24 protein-coding genes and 1 pseudogene are annotated in these 24217 nt (G+C 63.5%); 1 reads left to right on the top strand and 24 read right to left on the bottom strand.

What is annotated here, in order from left to right; genetic code table 11:
* Positions 1 to 186 precede the first annotated feature (186 nt).
* From ACZ9GA_RS28285 to ACZ9GA_RS28260, 6 genes are all read right to left on the bottom strand, one after another.
* Positions 187 to 1278 (bottom strand): polyamine ABC transporter substrate-binding protein, encoded by a 1092-nt coding sequence (locus ACZ9GA_RS28285; RefSeq protein ID WP_457359108.1) that lies wholly within the window; start codon positions 1276 to 1278, stop codon positions 187 to 189.
* A complete protein-coding gene (locus ACZ9GA_RS28280) occupies positions 1271 to 2320 on the bottom strand; it encodes a histone deacetylase family protein (RefSeq protein ID WP_457359109.1) in 1050 nt (349 codons plus the stop codon). Before ACZ9GA_RS28280 ends, ACZ9GA_RS28285 begins: the two co-directional genes overlap by 8 nt.
* Positions 2321 to 2464: 144 nt before the next feature.
* Positions 2465 to 3457, bottom strand: a complete 993-nt coding sequence (locus ACZ9GA_RS28275; protein ID WP_457359111.1) for an AraC family transcriptional regulator — start codon at positions 3455 to 3457, stop codon at positions 2465 to 2467.
* A 48-nt stretch (positions 3458 to 3505) separates the two neighbouring features.
* Positions 3506 to 4510 (bottom strand): asparaginase, encoded by a 1005-nt coding sequence (locus ACZ9GA_RS28270; RefSeq protein ID WP_457359113.1) that lies wholly within the window; start codon positions 4508 to 4510, stop codon positions 3506 to 3508.
* On the bottom strand, positions 4507 to 5262 hold the full coding sequence (locus tag ACZ9GA_RS28265; RefSeq protein ID WP_457359115.1) for an aspartate/glutamate racemase family protein: 756 nt from the start codon (positions 5260 to 5262) through the stop codon (positions 4507 to 4509). Before ACZ9GA_RS28265 ends, ACZ9GA_RS28270 begins: the two co-directional genes overlap by 4 nt.
* On the bottom strand, positions 5263 to 6705 hold the full coding sequence (locus ACZ9GA_RS28260; RefSeq protein WP_457359116.1) for an alanine/glycine:cation symporter family protein: 1443 nt from the start codon (positions 6703 to 6705) through the stop codon (positions 5263 to 5265). It lies immediately after the preceding gene.
* 187 nt (positions 6706 to 6892) lie between these two features.
* Between ACZ9GA_RS28260 and ACZ9GA_RS28255 the strand changes: the two genes are divergently transcribed.
* Positions 6893 to 7705 (top strand): helix-turn-helix domain-containing protein, encoded by an 813-nt coding sequence (locus ACZ9GA_RS28255; protein ID WP_457359118.1) that lies wholly within the window; start codon positions 6893 to 6895, stop codon positions 7703 to 7705.
* A 248-nt stretch (positions 7706 to 7953) separates the two neighbouring features.
* Here ACZ9GA_RS28255 and ACZ9GA_RS28250 read toward each other — a convergent pair whose 3' ends face one another.
* From ACZ9GA_RS28250 to ACZ9GA_RS28165, 18 genes and pseudogenes are all read right to left on the bottom strand, one after another.
* On the bottom strand, positions 7954 to 9183 hold the full coding sequence (locus ACZ9GA_RS28250) for a hypothetical protein (protein ID WP_457359119.1): 1230 nt from the start codon (positions 9181 to 9183) through the stop codon (positions 7954 to 7956).
* Between the two features lie 451 nt (positions 9184 to 9634).
* Positions 9635 to 10594 (bottom strand): PDR/VanB family oxidoreductase, encoded by a 960-nt coding sequence (locus ACZ9GA_RS28245; RefSeq protein ID WP_457359121.1) that lies wholly within the window; start codon positions 10592 to 10594, stop codon positions 9635 to 9637.
* A 3-nt stretch (positions 10595 to 10597) separates the two neighbouring features.
* Entirely contained in the window at positions 10598 to 11035 is a 438-nt protein-coding gene (locus ACZ9GA_RS28240) for a RidA family protein (RefSeq protein WP_457359123.1), read from the bottom strand.
* A complete protein-coding gene (locus ACZ9GA_RS28235) occupies positions 11032 to 12066 on the bottom strand; it encodes a Rieske 2Fe-2S domain-containing protein (protein WP_027980865.1) in 1035 nt (344 codons plus the stop codon). Before ACZ9GA_RS28235 ends, ACZ9GA_RS28240 begins: the two co-directional genes overlap by 4 nt.
* A gap of 20 nt (positions 12067 to 12086) precedes the next feature.
* Positions 12087 to 12314: a recombinase-like helix-turn-helix domain-containing protein gene (locus ACZ9GA_RS28230; protein ID WP_457359125.1), complete on the bottom strand. Its 228-nt coding sequence runs from the start codon at positions 12312 to 12314 to the stop codon at positions 12087 to 12089.
* A 1-nt stretch (position 12315) separates the two neighbouring features.
* On the bottom strand, positions 12316 to 12633 hold the full coding sequence (locus ACZ9GA_RS28225) for a hypothetical protein (RefSeq protein WP_457359127.1): 318 nt from the start codon (positions 12631 to 12633) through the stop codon (positions 12316 to 12318).
* On the bottom strand, positions 12630 to 13607 hold the full coding sequence (locus ACZ9GA_RS28220; protein ID WP_457359128.1) for a VOC family protein: 978 nt from the start codon (positions 13605 to 13607) through the stop codon (positions 12630 to 12632). The genes ACZ9GA_RS28225 and ACZ9GA_RS28220 overlap by 4 nt, the downstream gene beginning before the upstream one ends.
* Before the next feature lie 11 nt (positions 13608 to 13618).
* On the bottom strand, positions 13619 to 15100 hold the full coding sequence (locus ACZ9GA_RS28215) for an aldehyde dehydrogenase (RefSeq protein WP_457359129.1): 1482 nt from the start codon (positions 15098 to 15100) through the stop codon (positions 13619 to 13621).
* 9 nt (positions 15101 to 15109) lie between these two features.
* Positions 15110 to 15913 (bottom strand): aspartate dehydrogenase, encoded by an 804-nt coding sequence (locus ACZ9GA_RS28210; protein ID WP_457359131.1) that lies wholly within the window; start codon positions 15911 to 15913, stop codon positions 15110 to 15112.
* Positions 15914 to 15923: 10 nt separating this feature from the next.
* Positions 15924 to 17606: a thiamine pyrophosphate-binding protein gene (locus ACZ9GA_RS28205; RefSeq protein ID WP_457359132.1), complete on the bottom strand. Its 1683-nt coding sequence runs from the start codon at positions 17604 to 17606 to the stop codon at positions 15924 to 15926.
* Positions 17599 to 18396: an SDR family oxidoreductase gene (locus ACZ9GA_RS28200; RefSeq protein WP_457359133.1), complete on the bottom strand. Its 798-nt coding sequence runs from the start codon at positions 18394 to 18396 to the stop codon at positions 17599 to 17601. The genes ACZ9GA_RS28205 and ACZ9GA_RS28200 overlap by 8 nt, the downstream gene beginning before the upstream one ends.
* A 1-nt stretch (position 18397) precedes the next feature.
* A complete protein-coding gene (locus ACZ9GA_RS28195) occupies positions 18398 to 19222 on the bottom strand; it encodes an IclR family transcriptional regulator (RefSeq protein ID WP_455920853.1) in 825 nt (274 codons plus the stop codon).
* Positions 19219 to 20094, bottom strand: a complete 876-nt coding sequence (locus tag ACZ9GA_RS28190) for an alpha/beta fold hydrolase (RefSeq protein ID WP_457359135.1) — start codon at positions 20092 to 20094, stop codon at positions 19219 to 19221. The genes ACZ9GA_RS28195 and ACZ9GA_RS28190 overlap by 4 nt, the downstream gene beginning before the upstream one ends.
* 4 nt (positions 20095 to 20098) lie before the next feature.
* Positions 20099 to 20638, bottom strand: a complete 540-nt coding sequence (locus ACZ9GA_RS28185) for a cupin domain-containing protein (RefSeq protein ID WP_457359137.1) — start codon at positions 20636 to 20638, stop codon at positions 20099 to 20101.
* Positions 20639 to 20651: 13 nt separating this feature from the next.
* On the bottom strand, positions 20652 to 21416 hold the full coding sequence (locus ACZ9GA_RS28180) for an SDR family oxidoreductase (RefSeq protein ID WP_457363631.1): 765 nt from the start codon (positions 21414 to 21416) through the stop codon (positions 20652 to 20654).
* Entirely contained in the window at positions 21416 to 22192 is a 777-nt protein-coding gene (locus ACZ9GA_RS28175) for an ABC transporter permease (protein WP_457359139.1), read from the bottom strand. Before ACZ9GA_RS28175 ends, ACZ9GA_RS28180 begins: the two co-directional genes overlap by 1 nt.
* Positions 22193 to 22220: 28 nt before the next feature.
* Positions 22221 to 23289: pseudogene (locus ACZ9GA_RS28170) on the bottom strand (ABC transporter substrate-binding protein).
* Between the two features lie 38 nt (positions 23290 to 23327).
* A complete protein-coding gene (locus ACZ9GA_RS28165; RefSeq protein ID WP_457363632.1) occupies positions 23328 to 24164 on the bottom strand; it encodes an ABC transporter ATP-binding protein in 837 nt (278 codons plus the stop codon).
* Between the last annotated feature and the right edge of the window lie 53 nt (positions 24165 to 24217).

Genomic DNA, 24217 nt, shown 5'->3' with positions numbered 1-24217 from the left:
ATGACAAAAATAACAAAGCCCGCTTGAGCGGGCTTCGCCAGAATTGCTTCTGGTGTTCAGATCGCGTTTACCGGGCTTGGCCTGACCATTGCTGGTAGCGGGATGTCTGGTAGAACCAGTCTGCTGCATCCATTGGCCCAGTATAAAGCCACGGTCATGCCTGTCAATTGGCAGGTCGAATCAGGTTCACGTACCGGATTTTATCTTGGTCCAGGCACGTGTGCGCGCACGCTCTGCGTCGTGGGCCAACGGCCGCAAGGTGTAGAGCTTGGCCATCATCTCATCCGTCGGGTACAGGTTCGGATTGGTCCGGATCGCCTCCGACACCTTCTCGGTCGCATCCTTGTTGGGGTTCGGGTAGCCGACAAAATCACTGATCGGCGCGATCACCTGCGGTTGCAGCAGGTAGTTGATGAACTTGTGCGCATCCTCGGTATTGGCCGCGCCCTTGGGGATGGCCAGCATGTCGAACCAGATTGGCGCGCCTTCCTTGGGCAGGCGCATGTCCACCACTACGCCGTTCTTGGCGTCGCGGGCGCGGTTGGCGGCCTGGGAGAAGCTGCCCGAGTAACCCACGGCCACGCAGATGTCGCCGTTGGCGATGTCGGCCATGTACTTGGAGGAGTGGAAGTAGGTGATGTAGGGGCGGATCTTCATCATCAGGTCTTCGGCTTTCTTGTAGTCAGCCGGCTTGCTGGAGTTGGGGTCCAGCCCCAGGTGCTGCAGCGCCAGCGGCAGGATCTCCGAGGGTGAGTCGAGCATCGCCACGCCGCATTGCTTGAGCTTCTTGATGTTGTCTTCGTTGAAGATCAGGTCCCAGCTGTCCACCGGTGCGTTGTCGCCCAGCACCTGCTTGACCTTGGCCGGGTTGAAACCGATCAGGATGGTGCCGTACATGTAGGGCACGGCGAATTTGTTACCTGGATCGTTCTGCTCCAACAGCTTCATCAGCTTGGGGTCGAGGTGGTTGAAGTTGCTCAGCTGGCTGCGGTCCAGCGGCTGGAATACGCCCGCCTCGATCTGTTTGGCCAGGAACACGTTGGACGGCACCACCACGTCGTAGCCGGAGTTGCCGGTCAACAGTTTGGCTTCCAGCGCCTCGTTGGTGTCGAAGATGTCGTACACCAGTTTGACGTTGTCCTGTTTCTGGAAGTCCACCAGGGTTTGCGGGGTGATGTAGTCGAACCAGTTGTACACCTTCAGGGTACGTGGCTCGTCGGCATGGGCCGCGCCGCAGGCGAGGGCCAACGCACACAGCGCTTGCTTGAACTTATGCATGGGCGCCTTCCTTCAGTGCCGCTTCAAACCCTTCCAGCACGTTCACGGCGTTGATGCCGATCTCTTCCACGGCGTAGCCGCCTTCCATCACAAACAGCGTCGGCTTGCCCAGTGCGGCGATGCGCTTGCCCATGTTCAGGTAGTCGGGGCTGTCGAGCTTGAACTGCGAAATCGGGTCGTTCTTAAAGGTGTCCACGCCCAGCGACACGACGATCACGTCCGGTGCGTAGTCGTCGATGCGCTGGCATGACGCGTCCAGCGCCGCGCCCCACACATCCCAGGCGCTGCCTTCGGGCAGCGGATAGTTGACGTTGTAGCCTTCGCCAGCGCCTTCACCCACTTCGTCGGCATAGCCGAGGAAGAACGGGAATTCGAATTCCGGGTGGCCGTGGATCGAGGCGAAGAACACATCGCTGCGCTCGTAGAAAATCGCCTGGGTGCCGTTGCCGTGGTGGTAGTCGACGTCGAGGATGGCCACGCGCTTGTGGCCCTGATCGAGGAAAGCCTGGGCAGCGATGGCGGCGTTGTTCAGGTAGCAGTAGCCGCCCATCACGTCGCTGGCAGCGTGGTGCCCCGGTGGACGGCACAGGGCGAAGGCGCTGTAGGCGCCGGCCTGCATCGCGGCCTGGGCCGTCAGGGCCACTTGCGCGGCGCTGTAGGCGGCCTGCCAGGTGCCGGCGGTGATGGGCGCGCCACCGTCGAAGGAGTAGTAGCCCAGCTCGCCCAGCAGGGTGGTGGGCTTGATGGCGCGCAGGGTACGGGCCGGCCAGGTGAACGGCATGATGTCGTCCTCGCGGCCCGTCGCGATCCAGCGCTGCCAGGCACCCTGGAAGAAGTCCAGGTAGCCCTTGTCGTGAATGCGCTCGATCGGCGCGCGGCCAAAATCCCGGGGTGCCTGGACCGGTCCCAGCTCACGGTCCTTGACCCGCTGCAGCACATGGTCGGCGCGCGAGGGCATTTCGAAGCAGGGCATCAGTTGCCCGTCGATCAGCTCGCAGCGGCCGTGGTGCAGGTGGTGGTCATCCGAATAAATCGTAAGCATTTTCTTATTCTCCGGTGGCTGAATCAGGCCTCCATTCTTGATGGGCCAACGGTGAATCGGGAACGGCGGGAGTGGCCAAAAGGGGATCGATATGGCCAAAACCATTGACCGGATTTCGCCCCCGTTTAAAGCGCAGTGCACCAATCAGGCGCGGAAATGGCTCGGCGCCACGCCGCTCCAGCGCACGAAGGCATGGCGGAAGCTGGCGGTTTCACTGAAGCCCAGGGTTTCGGCAATGCGGTAAATGGGGATTTGCTTGTCGGCCAGCATCAGCTTGGCGCGCTCGAAGCGCAGTTGGTCGAGCAGGTCCTGGTAACTGCTGCCCACTTCACTCAGGTGGCGGCGCAGCGTCCTTGCCGAGCAATTCATCTGCCGTGCCAGCCCCTCCAATCCCGGGGCATCGGCCAATTGTGCTTCCAGCAGCTGACGAATGCGCCCCAGCCACGCCTGGCGTCCGGTGAATTCCTGATTCTGCAGGCGACAGCGCTCTGCCATGGCCCGGTGAGTGACTGGGTCGGCGAGGGGTAACGGCTGGTCCATCCAGGCTTTGTCGAAGGCGAAGGCATGGTCGCTGGCGTCGAAGTGCAACGGGCAGTTGAAGGTTTGGGCGTAACCGTCGCGGTAGCTCGGTGCGCCATGGGCAAAGCGCGCGCCCAGCAAGGGCAGGGCATGCCCCAACAGGTCGTCGCAGATGACCTTCAACGAGGTCATGCACAGCTCGGCGTTGAAAACCGCCAGGGTCGGGCTGTCGGTGTAATGGCTGGCGCTGAACCAGATGCGCTCGCCATCGTCTTTCAGCTGCAGGTGGAAAAGTGTTCCCAGCAGTGCCGGATAGTGCAACGCCAGGCGTAGGGCGTCACCGAAAGTGGCACTGGACAGCAGCGCATAGCCCAGCATGCCGTAGGCCGAAACGTGCATGCGCCGGCCCAGCTCCAGGCCGATTTCCTGGCGCAGGGCCACGGCGTTGGCACACACCTGCATCTCCTGGCTGGTGGTGATGCGCGGGTCGGGGCGGGTAAGGTCTGCGGGGCTGATACCGCTGCCGGCGAGCAAGGCTTCGCTGGTCAAACCTTCGGACTTGAAGGTGTTGAGCACCAGCGACACGGCGTTCAGGGTAGTGAGATGGGAGTGCAGCATGCTCGATATCCGACAGGGGCCTGGCGGATATCGAGCAAGGAGCGTGCCTTAGGCGAGTTCACCGCACAGGTCGAGCTCCACCAGGCGGCGGATCTCGGCCACCGGCAAGCCCGCGCCCAGCAGCGCATGCAGCTTGCCGAACGCCGCTTCGCGGGTCATGCCGCCACCGGCCAGCACGCCGGCGGTGCGCAGGCCGCTGCCGGCCTCGTAGACGTCGAACTCCACGCCGCCCTCATGGCATTGGGTCACAGCGACGATCACCACGCCATGGGCCTGTGCGGCCTTCAGTGCGGCCAGGAAGCCTTCGTTATCGCACGGGCCGGTGCCGCTGCCGTAGCATTCCAGCACCACGGCTTGCACGCCGCTGGCCACTACCGCGTTCAAAGGCTCGGCGCCGAAGCCGGGGAACAGCGGCAATACGGCGACCTTGGCCAAGGATTTGGGCTGGTTATAGCCCAACGCAGCCGGCACTTGCTCGGCACGGGCCACGCCACCGCGGCGCTTGAGTGCGGCGAACGGGTTGCGGCCGAAGCTGCGGATTTTCGCGCAGCGGGTCGGTGCCAGCAGCTCGCCATGGAAATACAGCTGCACTCCGGCCGACAGGCCTTGGCCCAGTGCCAGCAGGGCGCCGTTGATGTTTTCCCAGGCGTCGCTGTCCGGCACGCCGGCCGGCAGCATGGAGCCGGTGAACACCACCGGTGCCGGCAGGCCCAGCAGCTGGAAGCTCATGGCCGCCGCGCTGTAGGCCAGGGTGTCGGTGCCGTGCAGCACCAGCACCGCGTCGCAACCGTCCACTTCCACGGCCTGTACCACGGCTTCGCGCAGGCGCTGCCAGTAGTCCGGGGTCATGTTGGCGCTGTCGATCAGCGGCAGCAGTTCACGGAAGCGCCAGGCCGGGATGGCCAGGTCGGGGTGGCCGGCCAGTTGCTCGCGCAGGCGCTGTTCGAAGCCGGAGGCTGGCGCCAGGCCGTTGGCCGTGGCTTGCATGCCGATGGTGCCGCCGGTGTAGAGCACCATGACTTGGCGGGCGGGTGCTGCATGGGGCGAATTCATTGCCCGGTCTCCTCACGAATTAGGCCGGTATGGTCGAGCAGGGCTTCGACCACCAGTTGGGTGACATCGACCAGTTGCTTGTCGGTGTCGATGTCGGCAATCAAGGGTAGTTCGGTGCAGGCCAGCAGCACGGTGTCGGATTCGATGCCGTTCAGCAGCTCGACGAAGCGTGGCCGCAGCGAGGGGTGTTTGGGCCCCAACGCCTTGATGTCGTAGATCAGCTGATGCAAAGCCTGGGCCTGCACCGGCTCGAACTCCACGTGCTGGCGCAGCGACTGGTAGGGCGACCATTCGCCCAGTTCGGCCACTGGCCGCGCGCCCAGCAGGCACACGCGCTGTTGGCCGTTACGGCGCAGGAAGGCTTCCAGCACGTCGCAGAACGACACGAACACACTGCTCAGGTTGAGCGCGCGGATGCGATCGGCAAACAGGTTCAAGGTGTTGCAGGCGATGGTGAAGGCCGCGACCTTGCCGTCCAGGGCGAGTACGTCCTGGCGCAGTGCGTTCCACACTTGTTGTTCGGTTTTTTGCAGTTCCATCGACAACCCAAGTTCAGGGTCGGAGATGATCGACAGCGCAGGGGCGTCGAGGTCGCCGCGAAACGCCTGGCCCAGGCGACGGCGGTTTTCGTCCAGCAGCTTGGCCCACATGTCCATACCGGCTTCTGGCCCCGAGCCGGTGATGATTCCCAGCCTGGGCCGGGCGACGTAATCGCCCGGGGCCAGGTGGGTGGGCAGAAATGCCCCGGCCATTTAGCGTTGTGCCTGGGCCAGGTTTGCTGCTTTTTCGGTTTCAACCGAAGGGGTCACGGCAGGCCACGACTTGGCGTCGATGTCCAGGTCCGGGAACTTGCTGGCGTCGAATACCGGGGTCTTGATGCCGGCCTTGCGCTGGGCGTCGTAGTCGGCCAGCAGGCGCAGGCCGATGTTGAACAGCATGGCCAGGGCGATCAGGTTGACGAAGGCCAGCATGGTCATGGTGATGTCGGCGAAGGCGAACACGGTGCTCAGGTCTTCGACCGCGCCCCATACGATCAGCGCCAGTACCAGTGCGCGGTAGCCGATCAGCGCCTTGCGGTTTTCACCGACCAGGAAGCGCAGGCTGTTTTCGCCCAGGTAGTAGTTGTAGAGGATCGAGGTAAATACGAACAGTGCCAGGGCAACGCTGATGAACATGCGGCCCCAGTCGCCTACCACGGCGGCCAGCGAGTTCTGGGTCAGGGCGATGCCGTCACCTTCGAAGCCCGGGGTGTAGAAGCCCGACAGCAGGATCAGCAGGGCGGTGCAGGTGCAGATCACGAAGGTGTCCAGGAACACGCTGAACGCCTGAACCACGCCTTGCGCAACCGGGTGCTCGACCTGTGCCACGGCGGCCACGTTCGGGGCGCTGCCCAGACCGGCTTCGTTGGCGAACACGCCGCGTTTCACACCCATGACAATCGCGCTGCCAACCAGGCCGCCGAACGCCTGATCAAGCCCGAAGGCGCTCTTGACGATGGTTTCCAGCATGGCTGGCACGTGTTCGAACTGCAGGCCGATCACGTACAGGGTCACGCCGATGTACACCAGGGTCTTGACCGGTACCAGCAGGTCCGCCACCTTGGCGATACGTTTGATGCCGCCCACGAACACCAGGCCCAGCAGCACGGCCAGGGCGATGCCGGTCTTGTGCACGTCCAGACCGAAAGCGTTGTTCAGCGAGTGGGTCACGGCGTGCGATTGCAGGCCGTTGAAGGCGAAGCCGAAGGTCACCAGCAGCAGGACGGCCATCAGCATGCCGATCTTGCGCTTGCCCAGGCCGTGCTGGATGTAATACGAAGGGCCGCCGCGGAACTGACCCTCGGAGTCACAGCGCTTGTACAGCTGGCCCAGGGTACATTCGAAGAAGCTGCTGGACATCCCCACCAGCGCGGTTACCCACATCCAGAACACGGCGCCCGGGCCACCCAGGGTCACGGCGATACCGACACCTGCGATGTTGCCCGCACCCACACGGCCAGCCAGGCTGAGCATCAGGGCCTGGAACGAACTCAACTGGTCGGAGCTGCTCTTCAGGCTGTCACGGAACACCGCGAACATGTGGAAGAAGTGTCGAAGCTGGACGAAACGCGAGCGGATCGTGAAATAGCTGCCGAGGCCGACAATAAGCACGATCAGTACTTTGCCCGAGAGGAAGTCGTTGATGACTTCAAGCATGGAGTAATCCTCGCTGTTTTTTTTTTGATGGCGAATTTGACCGGGGTTGAGGCAACACGCCGCACCCCGTTCTCAGGGCGCAAATGGTTGGCGATTGACCCGTGCGGAGCAATTTCGCGGGTTGATGGAAAATGATGCTACTTGATGCTACCTTCGCGCTCCTTGGCGCCATATCGACGAGCTGCACATGCGTGAATACCTCCCGGCCAACCTTCAGCTGCTGTGTCGGCACTATCCGTCCATTGCCGAGGTATGCCGACGGCTGGATATCAACCGTGCGCAGTTCAACAAATACCTCAATGGCCAAAGCCTGCCGACGCCTTACAACCTGAAGCGCATCTGCGACTTTTTCGGGGTCGAGGAATACGAAATCGGCCTGCCGGCCGAGCAGTTCACCCGGCTGATCGGCGTACGTCACCGCCATGCCGTGGAACCCTTGCAAGCAAGCGGGCCACAGCGTGCCCTGGAGCATCTGCGTCAGCGTTCTTCGCCCGATCTGGCCGCCCACGTGGGGTACTACTACGAGTACTACCACTCGATGTCGGTTCCGGGACACATCCTGTGTTCGCTGGTGCACCTGCACGAAGAGGGCGGGCACTATACCTATGAGCGCAGCGAACGTCTGCAAACGCCCGGCATCAAGGGTGAAGAATATGAGCGCTACCGCTACCTGGGGGTGGCCTATAGCCTGCAAAACCGGTTGTTTTTCGTGGATTACGAATCGCTGACTTCAAATGAAATCTGCCAGACGGTGCTTATCCCCAGCTACAAGGCGCGCATCAAGCGGCTCAATGGCCTGAAGATCGGCGTTTCTTCCGCCGACCACCGCGCGCCTGCGTGCACGCGGGTGGTGTGGGAGTTTCTGGGCAAGGACGTGAACCGGGTGGACGCCTATCGGCGGGTGCGGCTGTATCGTCCTGAAGATCCCGAGATCGATGCCGACCTGCGTGAGCGGTTGGCGCAGACGCAGGTGGTGGATGGGTTGTTCCAGATCGGGTAAGCGACCTGACGGCCGCCGGGATAAAACAGCATTCGCCGCCCTCTGTAGCAGCGACTGTCTTGAAACCGCATTGCCTGCATCGCGACTAAAGTCGGCTCCTACGCCAACCGGTGTAGGAGCCGGCCTTGGCCGCGATGCAGACGACGCCGTCCCGTAGCAGCTGCCGGAGGCTGCGTCACAGGCGGCGCGGTGTGTCAGTAAGTGCGCGGCGTCCGTGACGCGACCTGACGGCCGCTGCTACAGGTTGATCAGAAGTAGTAACCAATGTTTACGTTGGTGCGGTAGTACCACTGGTTGCTCCCGCTCGACGAGGTGCTGGTCCACCCCGTGCCATTCTCCGCGCCGCCAAAGGGGTTGGCGTTTTTTGCCCAGGTGAAGTCCACCCACGCCATGATCGGCATGGCGATGAACTGCGCGCCTACGGTGAACATCTGCGAGTCGTCCCAGCCGCTCTTGTCTTTCATCATGCGGCTGTAGTCGTTGTACAGCTTGATCTTCTTCAGTTGCCCCAGGCTGGGCGTGTATATGTCGTAGCCGACGTTGAGCGAGGCGAGGGTGGCCTTGGCGGCGATCAGGTAGGCCGGGGTCAGGCCGTTGCCGCCCATCAGCACCGAGTCGTTGCTTACGCCAGTGGGGTTTTTGGGGTCGTATTCGTAGCGGATGCCTTGGCCGGTGACGGTCCAGGGGCCCTTGTTGAAGATGGCGTGCACGCCGCCGGCCCAGTAGCTGCCGTTGTCGTCGGTGGTGGCGTTGTACAGCTGCGAAGCGGCCAGCGAGGCGCCGATCTCGGTGCTCCAGTCGCTGCCGCGGAAGGTGCGCGCCACCCGGGCGTTGACCTGGTTGCGCTTCTCGTTGTCCTGGCGTGACTGGGTGATGGCCACGGCGTTGTCATTGAGGTCCGAATAACGGCCAATTTCCGGAGAATAGCGGATATCGGACGGCAACATGCGCGGGAAGTAGCCCAGTTGCAGGTCCCAATCCCTGTCCTTGTAGCTGTACTTCAGGCCCGTGCCGGCGCTGACGCCGTACCCCATGAAGAAGGGGATGTGGTAGCTCCAGCCGAACTGTGGATAAGGTTCAAGGCCGAAGGGTTTGAACGGTGCACCTACCTGCAGGTTCGAGGCGCTGGTTAAGCGGTAGCCCACGAATCCGTGATCCACGGAGTGCTTGCCGTCATCCTGGAACCAGTAGCCCACGTCGCCATAGGCCTGTTTATAAGTGGCCTTGACGTCCAGGCGGAAGGTGTCGAACAGGAAGCGGCCATTGTTCTCGGTGGTTTGCCAATGTTCGTCGCGGTAGTTAGTGCGCAGTGCACCCCCAATATCCAGGCTGCTATCACCATCATCGCTGCGCCATGAAATATGCGGGAACGGCTTTTTCACGTCACTGGGTACATCGGGCGCTGCCGGGCCGGGTTCGGCGGCCATCACGGTAATGCTGGTGAAGATCAAACCCAGGCCAATCACGGACTTTTTCATGTATATCCCCAACCCTGCGAAGTTGTACGGTTTGCCGTTTGATCGGCAACACTCTGCCGTCGCTCGAATAGCGAGCGGTGGTGTTGCATCGTTAACTGTGGGGTTCAGTGTTTTAAGGGTGGATCATTGTATTATGTGTGAACCCATATTGGATTTAGCAGGAACTATGCCATTGTCCGACAATCGCCAATACTTAAATAAATGCTATTGCTTTCAATGATTTATATATAAAACGAGGGTGTTCGTGCCGCCCCTGAAACAGGCTGCAGATTGGGTAACAATCGCGTGCTTCTTTAGTGCACGCGCTCATCAAGATGGCGCATGTAGCCGCTGCCGCAGGCTGCGCTGGCCCTGCACCACACCGCAGATCTTCAGGGTTCATGGGGGCCAGCGCAGCCTGGCGGCAGCGGCGACAGTGTAAAAAGCCGGCGCTGGGGCCGGCTTTGGTGAGTTATAGATCAAGCACCAACCTTCGACTCTTGCAACCGGATACGCACACCATCATTGATTTATTGGCCGCGCGTTCCGACTTGGTCAATACACCGTCTCGGTGATCGACATCACCTTCAATTACTTTGGTTTCACAAGAGCCACAAACACCCTCACGGCAGCTGTACTCGATATCGCAACCGGCTTCCAGCAATACATCGAGCAAGTTCAAACCTGGCTCAACTTTCAGTGTTTTACCCGACTTGCCAAGTTCAACGCTGTAGCTGCTTTGCGCTTCATCACTGGGCGGCAATTCGGCGGCGGCGAAACGTTCAATATGGGCATGTGGATAACCCAGGCTTTCGCAGGTGCTCTCGAACGCATCGAGCATGGGTGTCGGCCCGCAGCAATAGAAGTGGGTGTCCACGGGCTGCCCCGCCAAATATTGCGCAAGGTCCGGCGGCACGCCTTTCTCGTCGTTGAAGTGGTAGACCACCTTGGCATCCAGGCCGACCAACTCTTCGATCAGTGCCGCTTCCCGGCGCGAGCGCGCGCAGTAGATCAGCTGCGCGGATTTACCCAAGGCCAGAAGTTGGCGAAACATGCAGTAGATCGGCGTGATGCCGATACCGCCCGCCACCAGCACGCTGTGGCGTGCATTGGCATCCAGGGCGAAGTTGTTGCGCGGCTGGGAAATCTTCAACTGCATGCCGACGCGCAATTGCGCATGCACGTATTCCGAACCACCGCGGCTTTTACGGTCGCGCAGGATGCCAACCACGTAGCGGCCCTGTTCGCTGGGCGAATTGAGCAGGGAATAGCTGCGCACCAAGCCGTTGGGCAGGTGCAGATCAATGTGCGAACCGGCATCGAAAGGCGCGAAAACCGTGTCGCCCCATGGGCGCAGTTCCACGCTGATGATGCCTTCGGCTTCGTAGCGCAGGGTGTGCACCAGCGCGGTGATGGTATTGGAATTGGACATGCTTCAGCTCTCCTGCGCGGTGCGTAGGTCAACATCGAGCCGGGCGCCGGCCTCGATTTCCACCACCAGTTCGGGGAACACCAGGGCGCTCGTCTCGATCAGGGTGGAGGTAGGAAAATGGGCAAAGCCGTGGAAGAAATCCCGACGTGCGCGGCCGACTTCATCCTTGTCGGCAATGGCGGTGACGTACACCGTCAGCCGGTAAATGTTGCCGATGTGGCCGCCGGCGGCCTCCACCAGTGCCAGCACCTTGTTCAGCACCAGCAGGGTCTGGGCGTAGGCACCCAGTGGTTCGCCGGCCTGGGCCGCAGTGCGGGTGGCGGGATGCCCGGTCATGCCGGACATCACCACCTCGTTGCCGATCAGCAAGGCATTAGACCAACTGGCTGTGGCCAGTTCGGTTAAGTTCGACGCCTGGATACGCTGAACGGCGACGTTCATGGCAGTTGCTTCGCTTCAATCAGTTCGAGCTGGGCCTTGGCCTGGCTCTTCAGGTAACGGCGCAGGCGCACCACGCCCAAGTCGTGCTGGTAGAGGTTTTCACGCTGGTTGGCGTCCGGCTCCATGAACTCCAGCAACACGCGGTCCTGTTCCAGCACCGCCCAGTGGCGGGCTTCCAGGCGGTTCTTGTAGAGGAAGCGCCAGGTGTCGCGCTGCCAGCCGGTCAGCGGGCGGGCGCGCCAGTGGAACACGGCGGCCAGCGAACGGCTGCTGGGGGTGTAGCTGCCAATGATGGTGAAGTTGCCGCCCGGGCCGCCGGTTTTCGGGTAAGGGATTTCCAGGCGCAGCCAGTGGCAGCCGTTATCCAGGAACTCGGTCCAGTCGAAGTTGACGCCGCGCTGGCCTTCCTTCTCGAAGAAAAAGCCTTGGTCAGTGTCGCGGGTGACGAATTTGGCGGTGGCTTCGCCTTCGCTCATGGAGTGGGACATCTTGTGCAGGTAGGTGCCGTGCATCGGGTCCATGACGTTGTCGAGCACGTAGCGGTAGTCGCCTTTCCACTCGGTGTAGCACAGGAAACTGCTCCACTCGGGCGAGGTCAGTTGCTCGGGCAGCACCAGTTCGGGCGGGGTGTCCAGGTGCGGGTCAGTGGCGTTGAACAAAAAGATCGCGCCAGCGGCCTCGCGGGTGTGGAACATGCGGGTAGGGCGGGCGCCTTCCAGTTTGCAGCCGGGGCTGCCGGGCACCTTGGTGACGGTGCCGTCGCAGCGCACTTCCACGCCGTGGTATGGGCACTGCAGGCGGTCACCCAGCACGGGGCCTTGGGACAGCGGCGCGCCGCGGTGCGGGCAGTGGTCTTCCAGGGCGTGGACGGTGCCGTCGTTATCGCGCCACAGGGCAATCTTGTAGCCCATGCGCCGTACCGACAGCGGCTTTTCGCCCAGCAGTTCGGAAGGCAATACGGGGAACCACAGGTCTTTCAGGCCGTTGGCCAGCAGGTTCTCAACAGGGTCAGCGGTCACGTGCATATTCATGTTCTTCTACCTCGGGCGTCTTACGCGCCCAGCCGGGCCATCAGGGTCTTGTACGCATCTTCGGTCCACTCGCCGGTGGTCAGCGGGCAGGGCGGGCCGGCGTGGTTCAAGTGCGCCAGCAGCGCGGGCAGGTCGGCGATGCCGCTGCCGTAGGCGCGTTCGATGGAGTCGCCCAGCAGGTCTTCGAACTGGGTGTTGGGGCGTTTGCGCGCCTGATGGGGCTGCACGTAGGGTTCGCTGTTGCTCATGTCATTGGCCTCCGTTGCGCACCCGTTCGCGGATCATTTCGCGCACGGGTACAAAGTCATAAGTGGCATAGCATTCGGTGCGGAACACGCCCCAGGCGGCGCGCTCCAGCTCGACGTTGACCTTGCCCAGCAGGCTGGGCGGCAGGCGCAGGGTGACGATCTGGCCCAGGCCCATGGCCACGGTCCAGCTCACCACCTCGACGCCTTCGGGCGGGAAGCTTTCCCACCAGTCCATCTTTTTCATGTGCCCCTGGATGTCTTCCAGGTTCTTGGATTGATCGTGCTTGAGCAGCACGGTCAGCAGCAGGCTCTCGCTCATCGCTGGCCGCCTTCCTTGGGCTTGTCGGTGAGGAACTTGCCTTGCGGCGCCTCCACGTGTTGCTGGCGACGGGTGTTGCCGTCGATGCCGCCGGCAATCGCCCATTCGGCGAACACGGTAGGGCCCGGCTCGAATTCGCGTGGCTCCCATTCGCTGGTCAGCTGGTCCTCGTCGGCGTAGTACTCGATCAGCGCCCCGGCGGGGTTTTTGAAGTACCAGAAGAACGCCGACGACACCGGGTGGCGGCCCGGTCCGATCTCGGTGGCCCAGCCGCTGCGCGAGATGTGCATGCCGCCGCCGAACACTTCATGCACGTCGCGCACGGTGAAGGCCACGTGGTTCAAGCCGGCACGCGGGGCGGGCAGTTGCAGCATGAACAGGTCGTGGTGGCCGCCTTCTTCAGCAGTGCGCAGGAAGGCGCCGCGGTTGGGGTAGCGGTCCGAGGCCTGGAAGCCGAAGCGTTCGTGGTAGAAGGCTTCGCAGGCGTTGACGTCGGTGACGAAGAACACCACATGGCCGACTTCGATCGGCGTGGCGCGCTCGTAGATCGGTGCCGGTTTGTTGATACGGCCCTTGGTTTGCCAGGTGTTGTGGCCGCTGCACTCGATCTCCAGCTCGCGCTTGCGCGTGACCTGCAGGCGAATCGCCAGGCCGTTGGGGTCGGTGCAGCCGATGCGGCCGTTGCCTTCGACGAAGCCCGGGTCATTGGCGATGCGCTCGCTGTACAGGGCCAGGTCGGCTTCGTTCTCCACGCCCCACACCACTTCGCGCACGGTCGAACCGGCTTCGATGGCGGGCGGCAGGCCGGGTTTGTCGATGGCAGCCAGCACCACACGGCAGCCGTTGAGGGTTTCGAAGATCACCTCGTCGGCCTGCTCGCTGACCTGGGTCAGGCCCCAGTCGCTGAAGAAACGCGCGCAGGTGGCCAGGTCCTCGACGCCGTAGGTGACTTCATCAATACCTAAAACGCTCATCACGCTACCTCTCAGTGGCCGTTGGCCCAGGCCAAGGGTTGTTCGTTCATGCCCCAGTAGAGGCTCTTCTGTTCCATGTACTGCAGGATGCCCAGGCGGCCTTTTTCGCGGCCCAGGCCGCTGTCGCGCCAGCCGCCGAACGGGGTGGAAATGGAGAATTGCTTGTAGGTGTTGATCCACACCGTGCCCGCCTGGATCTTGCGGCCCAGTGCCCAGGCGCGCTTGTAGTCGCGGGTCCAGATGCCGGCCGCCAGGGCGTACAGGCTGTCATTGGCCTGCTCGATCAGTTCGGCTTCGTCGTCGAACGGCATGGCCACCAGTACCGGGCCGAAGATTTCTTCCTGGCAGGTCTGTTGGCTGTTGGTCAGGCCTTCGAGGATGGTCGGCGGGAAGAAATAGCCGTTGTCGTAGATGCCGCCGGTTGGGCGCTGACCGCCCAGGCGCAGGGTGCCGCCCTCGGCCAGGCCCAGGGCCACGTAACGTTCTACGGATTCGCGGTGGCTGGCGCTTATCAGCGGGCCCATCTGCGTCATCTCGTCGGCGGGGTCGCCCAGGCGCAGTTTTGCCGCGCCGGCCACCAGGCGTTCCATGAACGGCTCGTACAGCGAGCGCGCCACAAACAGTCGCGAGCCCGCGATGCAGGCTTCGCCCGACGAGCTGAAAATGCCGTACAGCACGCCGGCCACAGCGTGGTCCAGATCGGCATCATCCAGCACGATGGTCGGCGACTTGCCGCCCAGTTCCAGCGACACCGGCATCATTTTGTCGGCGGCGATGTGAGCAATGTGCTTGCCGGTTTTGGTGCCGCCGGTGAACGACACACGCTTGATCAGCGGGTGCTGGGTGAGGGCGTCACCCAGCAGCGAACCCTTGCCAGGCAGCACGCTGACCAGTCCTTTGGGCAGGCCGGCGTCTTCGCAGATTTGCGCCAGTTGCAGGGCCAGCAGCGGGGTGATCTCCGCTGGCTTGATCACCACCGCGTTGCCAGCAGCCAAGGCGGGTGCGACTTTCTGCGCTTCGCTGGCAATGGGCGAGTTCCACGGCGTGATGGCGGCCACTACGCCCATGGGTTCGTAGACGCTCATGGTCACGAAGTCGCCGCGCGATGGGGTGATGGTTTCTTCCAGAGTTTCGCAGGCTGCGGCGAAGAACTGAAAGGTGCCGGCGGCGCTGGCCACCAGGGCGCGGGTTTCGCCGATGGGTTTGCCGTTGTCCTGGCGTTGCAGCTGGGCCAGTTCTTCGCTGCGCTCGCGGATCAGCGCGGCAATGCGAAACAGCACGCTGGCACGCTCGTGGGGTTTGCGCTGGGCCCAGCCGCTGTGCAGGAATGCCTGGTGGGCGCCAAGCACGGCGTCTTCAACATCTTCCAGGCTGGCAGCGTTGAGCCAGGCCACCAGCTCGCCCGTGGCGGGGTAGCGAGTGGCGTAGCGTTCGCCACGGCCCAGGCGCCACTGGCCGGCGATGCAGATGGGTAAGGTCTGTTCCAAGGTCATGTTCATCCCCTAGATGGAAATCGCGTGGGCGTGGTTGCCGAGGGCGCGGACCACGCTGTACACGGTGAGTGCCGAGGTCTTCGGGTTGGCCTGCAGCGGCTTGCCGCGCAGACTCAGTTCGAAACCGCCGAAGGCGCCGCGGGCTTCGAACTGGTGCACGTTCTCGTCGCTGTGCGGATCGGCGATCAGCGTCACGTGGGTGCGGTCCAGGCCGATGCCGGCCAGCGACAAAGTGGCGGCGACGTTGGCGTTCTTCGGATAAAGCTGCGCGGCCTCGCGGGCGCTGCCCTGGAAGATCACCGTGGCTTCGGTGATGGCGTCCAGGTCGCAGGCCAATTCACCTGGCGTGTTCTTCCAGGCGCGCGCCGGTTTGCGGCCGATGTAGTTCACGGCGTCCAGGCCACCCACCTTGGCGGCGGACAACGCGTCGATGCCACCGATGGCGCCGGGCAGCAGTTCGATGCGCGTCTGCCCGCGTTCGGCGGCTGCCTCCAGGCGTTCCACCAGGCCTACCTCCGACAGGGCGCCGACGGAGACGATCAGGCAGGCGATGCCACGCTCCAGGGCCGGCAGCACGTGTTCTTCAATGGCGCGGTGGCCGGCGCACTCCACCAGCAGATCCGGACGGGCATCGGCGGGCAGGGCGGTCAGCACTTGAGGCGGGTTGCTGAAACTGGCCAGGCGCTGACGCACCAGGTCTTCGGAACCGGCCGAGGCGATGACGTGGTCAACGCGCAGGGTAGGGTCCTTCTCCAGCAGTTCCAGCACACCGACGCCAATGGCGCCGCAGCCGATCATGGTGATATGCAGCATGGCGCGGTCCTCAGGCAGTGGCCTTCTGAGCCTTGGTTTCGCTGTTGGGTGGGCCGGCGAACTGGGTGGCGAAACCACCGACGGCGAGCATGTCCACCTCCAGCAGGAACGGGCCGGGCTCGGCCAGCGCGCCCTCGATCACGCCACCGAAGTTGTTCAGGTCGCTGACCAGCGCGTGGCGCAGGCCCATGGATTCGGCCAGTTGCGAGTAGTCCGGGGTGTGCAGTTCCACGTAGGCGTGGCGGGCGCCGTAGATGGCATCCTGAATGTTGCGAATTACCCCGTAGCGCTGGTCGTTCATCAGCAGGATGACCACGTTGGCTTTCTCCTGAACCAGGGTCGCCATCTCACCCAGGTTAAGGATGAAACCACCGTCGCCAGCCAGGGCGAACACTTTGCGCTCCGGCGCGGTTTCGGCAGCGGCAACGGCAGCGCCAATACCCATGGCCAGCGCCTGGCCGATACCGCCGCCCAAGGCGTGAACACCTGCACGAGGATGGAACAGGTTGATCAGGCGGTTGCCCCAGATGCTGTTGGACAGGGTTACGTCGCGGACCCAGGAGAAGTTGCGGCCAGTGACGGCTTGCAGCTGTTCCACCAAGGCGGTGTACGGGCCCAGATCGGTATTCAACTGGGTGCGAGACTTGGCGCGCACCGCAGATAGTTCCACGTGGAACATTGGGTCTATATTCAGCCGACCCTCCAGTCGGTCCGCCAAACCGTCCAGCGCCAAGGCAGTATCCCCGCACACAAACTGATCGCTGCTGTAGCTGCGGCCTTCGATGGCCGGGTTGGCGTCGATGCGCAGGGTGGTTTGCGGCAGCTTCAGCGCATACTTGAAGGTCTCGTTGGAGCGCAGGCGCGAACCGGCTACCAGCAGCACGTCGCACGACTGCATGAACTGTTCCACGGCGCGGTTCTGCGAGAAGGCGCCCAGGCAGCGTTCATTGTCTTCATTGACCACGCCGCGACCTTGGGTGGAGGTGATAACCCCGACGCCCATGTCCAGCAGACGCTTCACTTGTTTGCCTGCATGACGCGCGCCGCCACCCAGCCACAGCATCGGGCGCTTGGCGCCGGCCATGCGTTCGGCCAATGCGTCCAACGCTTCGGGTGCAGGGACTGCCACCGGGATCGGCAGCGGGGCCAGATCGGTCGGCATGGTGATGAAGGTCGACTGGATGTCGATCGGAATCTCGACACTGACCGGGCCAGTCGGCGCGGTGAGGGCGGTCTGCACGGCCAGCTTCATGGTGCTGAGCGCGGTCTCGACACTGCGCACGCGGAAGGCGGCTTTCGACACGGCCTTGAGCATGGTCAGTTGATCACGTGCCTCGTGGATGTAGGCGAATTCCTGATCCAGGTACTGGGTTTCGATCTGCCCCGTGATGTGCAGCAGCGGCGTGCCGGCGGTCTGTGCTTCCACCATCGCGCCCGCAGCATTACCCGCCGCGGTACCGGTGGAGGTCAGGCACACACCCAGTCCACCCGTGGTGCGGGCATAGGCGTCGGCCATGTTGGTGGCGCCGGCTTCGCCGCGGGCCATGACAAAGCGGATGTTGCCGCGCACGGCAAAGGCATCGAGGATCGGCATGTTGTGGATCGAGATCACCCCGAACGCGGCCTTTACGTCGCACTGTTCGAGGAACGCGGTGATGGCGGCACCTACGGTGACTTGGTTGTCGTTACGCATGGCGGGACAGGCCTCCGGAAACGTCGATATGGCTGCCTGTGGTGTAAGCCGACAGGGGCGAAGCCAGGAACAGGATGGCGCTGGCTGCCTCTACGGGCAGGCCCAGGCGACCCAGGGGAATGTGTTTGCGTTGCGCCAGTTGCGCGGTCCATTGCGACCAGTCGAGGTGGCGTTCTTCGCGAGCTTCGAAGCGGCGGCGCCACTGGCCCGATTCCACCAGACCGATGAGGATGCCGTTGACGCGGATGTCTTTTTCGGCGAACTCGGTGGCCATGGAACGCACCAGGTTTTTCAGCCCGGCGCGGGCGGCAGAGGTGGCGACCATGTGCGGTTCGGGCTGGCTGGCCAGCAGCGAATTCACGCAGACGATGGACGCACCCTGGCGGCTTTCAAGCTGGGGCATGAAGGCGCGCACCGGGTTGATCACTGAGAAAAACTTCAGGTTCAGCTCTTCGGTCCAGGCGGCGTCGGTGGTGTCGGCGAAGGTCGATACGCGGCCTTGGCCGGCGTTGTTGATCAGCATCTGTGACGGGCCGAATGCCGCTTGGCTGGCGGCAGCGAACGCTTGAACGCTGGCGGCATCGAGCACATCGCACACTTGGGCGAGCAACCGGGCTTGCGGAAAGCGCGCCCGCAAGTCGGCTTCGGCGCTGCGCAGGCGGTCTTCGTTGCGGCCGCAGAAGGCGACCTTGGCGCCGGCTTCCAGCAGCAGCTCGACACAGGCCAATCCGATGCCCGAGGAGCCACCGGTGACAATCGCGGTGCAGTCCTGAATCTGATAAAGGCTCATCTCAATCCCTCATCAGCGCAGTGACGCGGCTGCCGTGGCCGGGGGTGTAGTTGAGCAGGCGCGACAGTTCGTCAGCGTTGCGCCGCACTTGGGCCAGGGTTTCCTCGAAATTGACGTGGCCGATCTGCGTGGTGGGAATGGTCACGCCTAAGGCGGCGACCACGCGGCCGCTGTGGTCGCGTACCGGTGCGGCCACGGTGGATATGGCCGACTCGAAAAAGCCTTCGCCGCTGACGTAGCCGCGTTGACGGTCGGCCTGTACCAGGTCGAACAGTTCCAGTACGGTCTTGGGCGTGCACAGCGAATGCTGTTCCAGGTGTTCCTCGGGATACAGTTCGCGCAGCTCAGTCAGCGACAGGTCTTCCAGCAGGATGCGGCCCAGCACCGTGGCGTGGGCGGGCAGGCGGGTGCCGACATTGACCGCGCTGGAGAACACCGACGGCGGCGAGACCTTGGCCACGTAGACGATGGAGCGGCCATCGCGCACCACCAGGTTGCTTGGGTAGTTGAGCTTGTCGCACAGGCGCGCCAACAGCGGCTGGCCCAATTCGGTCAGCTCCAGCGACGCCAGGTATTCGAAGCCCAGGCGCAGCACCGACATGCCCAGGCGGTATTCGTTGCCGCTGCGGGTGACGAAGCCCATGGTTTCCAGGGTGGTCAGCAGGCGGAAAATAGTGGAGCGGGGCAGTTCAAGGCGGCGCGCCAGTTCCGGCGCGGTGAGCGTGCGGTTTTGCCGGCTGAATTCGCACAGCAGCAACAGGCCGCGCTCCAGGCCCGGGACGATGTATTTGTCCTGCGCATCTTTGGTCAGATCAGAGTCATTCATTGAGCACTACCTGTCAGGGATTCCTTGAGGGCGAAGGCCAGGCGGCCCGCTACCACGGAGGGTTGTTCGATGGGGCTGGCGTGGCCGGCGTCGGCGATCAGGTTGAAGCTGGCGCCCAGGGCCTTGGCCAGGGTCAGGCAGCCTTCGGGGGCCGTGATGGCGTCGGCTTCGCCGCAGTGCACTTCGCAGGGCACCGGCAGCGGGGCGTGGCGCAGCAGGTCATCGCCGCACAGCAGCTCGATGGCCTGGCGATAACCGTGTTGATTCAGGCGTGACATGTTCCAGCGCACCCAGGCAAGTGCCTTGGCGGTGGGGCGTGGCGAGAGCATGGCGCTGCTGCGTTGGGCAGCCATTTGCGCGATGCCCAGGGTTTCCAGGGTGCTGATGCGTTTGCTGCGAATCTGCTGGCGCTGGATGTCGCGGGCAGGGTCGCCATAGCCGCGCGCCGGGCTGAGCAACACCAGGCGGCTGACGCGCTGCGGGTGCAGGCGGGCAAACGCAGCGGCCGTGATGGCCCCCAGCGAATGACCCACCAGTACGCAGCGTTCGATGTTCAATGCATCCAGGGTGTGCAGCAGGCGGTCGGCGTAGTCTTCGGCGCGCGGCGCAGTTGGCGCCAGCGGCGTGGAGTCGCCATAGCCGGGGGCGTCCCAGGCAATCACCCGGGCGCCCTGGCCCAGTTGCAGCGCCACTTCCAGCCAGGAGCCAGCGCCCGAACCGATGCCGTGCAACAGCACCACGGCCGGGCCGCTGCCGGTGTCGCGCACGGCTTGTTGGCCGCCGGGCACGTTCAGCAGTCGCTGGGGGAAACGGCTGGCCAGCAGGCCTTGCAGTTCAGCGCTGGGGTCGAGGTTTTCAGTGGCGTGCAACATGGCTTCAACCGCGCTTGATCGAGGCCAGAGGGTGCTCTGGCGGATAGGTCGGGGTAACCGGCTTCTTGGCGCCGAGCATCACGCACATCAGCGCGTCTTCATCGCCGATGTTGATCTCTTCGCGGTACACGCCTGGCGGCACCGAGATCACGTCGCGGTCGGTGAGGATGGTTTCGTAGCGCTCGCCGTCCTTCTCGATCACCACCTTGAGCTTGCCGCGCAGCACGAAGAACACTTCTTCGACGTCGGTGTGCAGGTGCGACGGGCCTTCGTGGCCGGCCGGGATCACCATGGTGGAGAAGGTGAAGTTCTCCGACGGGATGGTGTTCATGTCGGTGGACACGCCGGTGCCGCCGGTGCCGATGTAGCGCATTTGCGCGCGGCGGTATTTGGGGTCGTAGTCGGCCTGGAACTTCAGCGCGTTCCAGTCGTACTTGCGCGTCTCATAACGGGCGATGCGGGTTTGCATCCAGGCTTCCAGGCTGGAGCCCTCAGGGCGTTCCCAGCTTTTCGGGGCTTGTTGTTGTGCGGATAGATCAGTCACGGCTGTCTCCTTCTCAGGGCATGACAAACCCGCCGTTGACCGGCAGGGTTTGTCCAGTAATGAAGCGGGCAAGATCGGAAAGGGCGAAGATCACCGCGCCACTGACGTCCTCGGGCAGTTGCGCGCGCTGGAGGGCGCGCTGCTCGGTGTACAGGCGGTGGCGTGCTTCGGGCACATAAGCGGTGGCTTCCACCAGCACCAGACCGGGGGCGATGGCGTTGACGGTGATGTTGTCCTTGCCCAGTTCGCGGGCCAGGCTGCGGGTCATGGCGATCACCGCGCCCTTGCTGGCCACGTAGGCCAGCAGGTTGGTGGCGCCCCACAGCGGGGTGTCGGAGGCCAGGTTGATGACCGCGCCGGTGCCGCTCTGGCGCAGGGCCGGCAGGCAGGCCTTGGTCATCAGCCAGGTGCCGCGCACGTTGACCTTCATCACCGTGTCCCAGGTGTCGATGTCCAGCTCTTCGCAGGTCTTGCCGCCGGAGTTGGTCACCGAGGCGTTGTTGACCAGGCCGTCGAGGCCGCCCAGGTGTTGCGTGGCGGCGGCGACGCAAGCGTCGATGGAGGCTGGGTTGGCCAGATCCACGGTCAGGCCGGTGACATCCAGGTCCATGGCTAACAAGTCAGCGGCGGCTTGTTGCACGCGGTCGGCAAGAATGTCGGCAATCACCACGCGGGCACCGGCCCGGGCGATGGATTCAGCGAAGGCAAACCCCAGGCCGCGGGCGCCACCGGTGACCAGCACGCGGCGGCCTTCGAGCAGTCGAATGGCAGGCTTCATCATTGGGTACTCAGCATGGCTTTGGGCAGGTAATGCAGCACGCGCTTCTCGGCCCACACCACGGCGCCGTAGGCCAGCACGCCGATCAGGGTCAGCATGACGATGGCGACGAACACGCCACTGGTGTTGCCCTGGCCTTCGGCGTCCACCAACAGGAAGCCCAGGCCCTGGTTGCCGCCGACCAGCTCACCGACGGTGACGCCGATCACCGCCAGGGTGGAGGCAATGCGCAGGCCGGAGAACAGCGCGGCCATGGCCGAGGGGAACTCCACCAGGCGGAAGATCTGCCAGCGGCTGGCGTTCATGGTGCGCACCAGGTTGATCATGTCCGGGTCCACGGTGCGGATCGCCGACAGCACGTTGATCATCACCGGGAAGAATACGATCAGGATGGCGATCAATATCTTGGGGTAGATGGTGTAGCCCAGCCACATCACGAACAGCGGCGCGAACGCCACTTTCGGGGCAATCTGCAGGGCCAGGATGTACGGCGACAGCATGGCTTCGGCGGCAGGCGACAGGCCCAGCGACACGCCGATCATCACGCCCAGCAGGGCGCCCAGGCCGAAGCCGACGATGATTTCAAAGGCGGTGATCAGGGTGTGTTTCATCAGGCCGCTGGTGCCCCACATGGACACGGTTTCCTGGGCCACGCGGCTCAGCTTGGGCATCACGAATTCGGGCATGCCCAACAGGCCAGGGCCGAATTGCCAGGCCAGCAGGAACAGAATCAGCAACCCGGCGCTGCCGAGCATGGAGGGGTTCAGACTTCTCATCGGTGATTACCTGTGTGTGTCCCGCGGCTTACTGGGCGGCCGTCGTGGTGTCGATGAACTGGTTGGTGTAGAGGTCTTCCAGCTTGGGCTCCTTGGCGACGATGCCTTCGCTGACGTAGAACTGGCGGACCTTGTCCAGGCGCGCCGGGTCGATCTGGCCCAGCACGGTCTGGCGCGCGTAGACGTGGCCTGTTGGGCATGCCCGAATTCGTGATGCCAAGCTGAGCCGCGTGGCCCAGGAAACCGTGTCCATGTGGGGCACCAGCGCTGTCGACGTAGAGCTTGAACACGCGCTCAAGCTCGGCTTCCTTGCCGGCGTAGGCAGGCACCGCCTTGGCGAAGGTGACGGCGGCGGCGTGCGGGTCCTGGATGATGTCGCGCATACCTTGCAGGGTGGCCTGCACCACGCCGCGGACTACCTCGGGGTGGTTCTTGATGGCGTCATCGGAGGCCAGGATGGCTTGGGCCATGCTCTCGAATACCTGGTCCTGGGGGATCAATTTCACGTTGAGCCCGGCGTCCTGGGCATCCACTACCCAGTCCGGCACGCCGGCCATGGCTTCGGCTTTCTTCGCCGAGAACAGCTGCCACACACCGGCGGGGCCGGCGGCCTGCACGTTGACGTCGTCCTTGCCCAGCCCGGCTTTGCGCAGCGAGGCCAGCAGGGCGTAGTAGGTGGTGTCCGAGTAGGACATCACGGTCAGGGTCTTGCCCTTCAGGTCCTGGATGGAATTGATGTGGGCGTCGGCGTTGGTGGCAATCATGGTCACGCCGCCTGCGCCCAGCACGGCCACGGCCCGTACGGGAATGCCGTTGGCGCGCACCACGATCGGCGTGTCACCGATGGCGCCGCCGACCATGGCGTTGCCTGCGCCGATCTGCTTGGCCACGTCGACACCGCCCTTGGCGGCGATGAACTCGACGTTCAAATCCTTGCTGCTGTAGTAGCCCTTTTCCTTGGCGATCACCCAGGGTGCGAACGCGGGCGAATTCGGTGGGGCCGGCAGCAGGTAAGTGACGTCGGTCTGCGCCTGGGCCAGCGCCGCAAGGCCCAGGCCTGCGGCGAGGATCGTGGTGTTGAACAGGGACTTGAACATGCGTGCTCCAGAATCGGTTGATGGCCGTGAGGCGTTGATCAATGCAGTTCGGTGTCTTCGCCGACTTTCAGCAGCTCCATCAGGCGCCCGGCCAGCGGGCCGATTTCCGGCAGCTTGCGGCGCTCCAGCGGGTTCTCGCGGAAGGGCAGGTCGACGACGATTTCCTCGACGATGGTGCCGGGGCGGGCGCTCATCACCAGCAAGCGGTCAGACATGGCGATGGCTTCCACCAGGTCGTGGGTGATGAACAGCGCGGTTTTCTTTTCCTGATAGAGCATCTGCGCCAGGTCCTGCTGCAGGATCATCTTGGTCTGGGCATCGAGGGCCGAGAACGGCTCATCGAGGAACAGCACCTGCGGGTCGATGGCCAGGGTGCGGGCCAGCGCGGCGCGCTGGCGCATGCCGCCCGACAGCTGGAAGGGGTAGTGGTCGGCAAAACCTTGCAGGTGGCAGCGGTTGAGCAGATCTTCGGCGATGACTTTGCGCTGCTCCTTGGCCATGCCCTGGATCTCCAGGCCCAGCTCCACGTTGCGGCGGATACTGCGCCACGGCATCAGCAAGTCCTTCTGCAGCATGAACGCCACCCTGCGCACCGGCCCGGTCACTGCCTCGCCGCCCACGAAGACTTCGCCTTCGCTGGGGCGGTACAGGCCCGAACCCATGTTGAGGATGGTGCTTTTGCCGCAGCCGGACGGGCCGATGATGGACACCACCTCGCCACGGCGGATCTTGAAGTTGACGTTACGGATGGCGAACGGCGCTTCAGACTTCCCCTTGGCCGGGAAGCACTTGCCGACCTGGCGGAACTCGATCTCGGTCGGCTCCAGGTCTTCCTTGGGCGCGGGTTGATTCCATTGCGGGGCGATTGCGTACATCTCTTTCACAGCCATTGGGGAAGCTCTCTGGTCTGTTTTATAGGTGATACGAC

The organism is Pseudomonas sp. TE3644 (assembly GCF_056278815.1).
Note: the sequence above shows the minus strand (reverse complement) of the source record. Positions and strands in the feature narration are given on the sequence as shown.

Excerpts from the sequence above, each read along its gene's own strand:
- ACZ9GA_RS28285 (WP_457359108.1), bottom strand. The coding sequence starts at position 1,278 with ATGCATAAGTTCAAGCAAGCGCTGTGTGCGTTGGCCCTCGCCTGCGGC.
- ACZ9GA_RS28280 (WP_457359109.1), bottom strand. The coding sequence starts at position 2,320 with ATGCTTACGATTTATTCGGATGACCACCACCTGCACCACGGCCGCTGC.
- ACZ9GA_RS28275 (WP_457359111.1), bottom strand. The coding sequence starts at position 3,457 with ATGCTGCACTCCCATCTCACTACCCTGAACGCCGTGTCGCTGGTGCTC.
- ACZ9GA_RS28270 (WP_457359113.1), bottom strand. The coding sequence starts at position 4,510 with ATGAATTCGCCCCATGCAGCACCCGCCCGCCAAGTCATGGTGCTCTAC.
- ACZ9GA_RS28265 (WP_457359115.1), bottom strand. The coding sequence starts at position 5,262 with ATGGCCGGGGCATTTCTGCCCACCCACCTGGCCCCGGGCGATTACGTC.
- ACZ9GA_RS28260 (WP_457359116.1), bottom strand. The coding sequence starts at position 6,705 with ATGCTTGAAGTCATCAACGACTTCCTCTCGGGCAAAGTACTGATCGTG.
- ACZ9GA_RS28255 (WP_457359118.1), top strand. The coding sequence starts at position 6,893 with ATGCGTGAATACCTCCCGGCCAACCTTCAGCTGCTGTGTCGGCACTAT.
- ACZ9GA_RS28250 (WP_457359119.1), bottom strand. The coding sequence starts at position 9,183 with ATGAAAAAGTCCGTGATTGGCCTGGGTTTGATCTTCACCAGCATTACC.
- ACZ9GA_RS28245 (WP_457359121.1), bottom strand. The coding sequence starts at position 10,594 with ATGTCCAATTCCAATACCATCACCGCGCTGGTGCACACCCTGCGCTAC.
- ACZ9GA_RS28240 (WP_457359123.1), bottom strand. The coding sequence starts at position 11,035 with ATGAACGTCGCCGTTCAGCGTATCCAGGCGTCGAACTTAACCGAACTG.
- ACZ9GA_RS28235 (WP_027980865.1), bottom strand. The coding sequence starts at position 12,066 with ATGAATATGCACGTGACCGCTGACCCTGTTGAGAACCTGCTGGCCAAC.
- ACZ9GA_RS28230 (WP_457359125.1), bottom strand. The coding sequence starts at position 12,314 with ATGAGCAACAGCGAACCCTACGTGCAGCCCCATCAGGCGCGCAAACGC.
- ACZ9GA_RS28225 (WP_457359127.1), bottom strand. The coding sequence starts at position 12,633 with ATGAGCGAGAGCCTGCTGCTGACCGTGCTGCTCAAGCACGATCAATCC.
- ACZ9GA_RS28220 (WP_457359128.1), bottom strand. The coding sequence starts at position 13,607 with ATGAGCGTTTTAGGTATTGATGAAGTCACCTACGGCGTCGAGGACCTG.
- ACZ9GA_RS28215 (WP_457359129.1), bottom strand. The coding sequence starts at position 15,100 with ATGACCTTGGAACAGACCTTACCCATCTGCATCGCCGGCCAGTGGCGC.
- ACZ9GA_RS28210 (WP_457359131.1), bottom strand. The coding sequence starts at position 15,913 with ATGCTGCATATCACCATGATCGGCTGCGGCGCCATTGGCGTCGGTGTG.
- ACZ9GA_RS28205 (WP_457359132.1), bottom strand. The coding sequence starts at position 17,606 with ATGCGTAACGACAACCAAGTCACCGTAGGTGCCGCCATCACCGCGTTC.
- ACZ9GA_RS28200 (WP_457359133.1), bottom strand. The coding sequence starts at position 18,396 with ATGAGCCTTTATCAGATTCAGGACTGCACCGCGATTGTCACCGGTGGC.
- ACZ9GA_RS28195 (WP_455920853.1), bottom strand. The coding sequence starts at position 19,222 with ATGAATGACTCTGATCTGACCAAAGATGCGCAGGACAAATACATCGTC.
- ACZ9GA_RS28190 (WP_457359135.1), bottom strand. The coding sequence starts at position 20,094 with ATGTTGCACGCCACTGAAAACCTCGACCCCAGCGCTGAACTGCAAGGC.
- ACZ9GA_RS28180 (WP_457363631.1), bottom strand. The coding sequence starts at position 21,416 with ATGAAGCCTGCCATTCGACTGCTCGAAGGCCGCCGCGTGCTGGTCACC.
- ACZ9GA_RS28175 (WP_457359139.1), bottom strand. The coding sequence starts at position 22,192 with ATGAGAAGTCTGAACCCCTCCATGCTCGGCAGCGCCGGGTTGCTGATT.
- ACZ9GA_RS28165 (WP_457363632.1), bottom strand. The coding sequence starts at position 24,164 with ATGTACGCAATCGCCCCGCAATGGAATCAACCCGCGCCCAAGGAAGAC.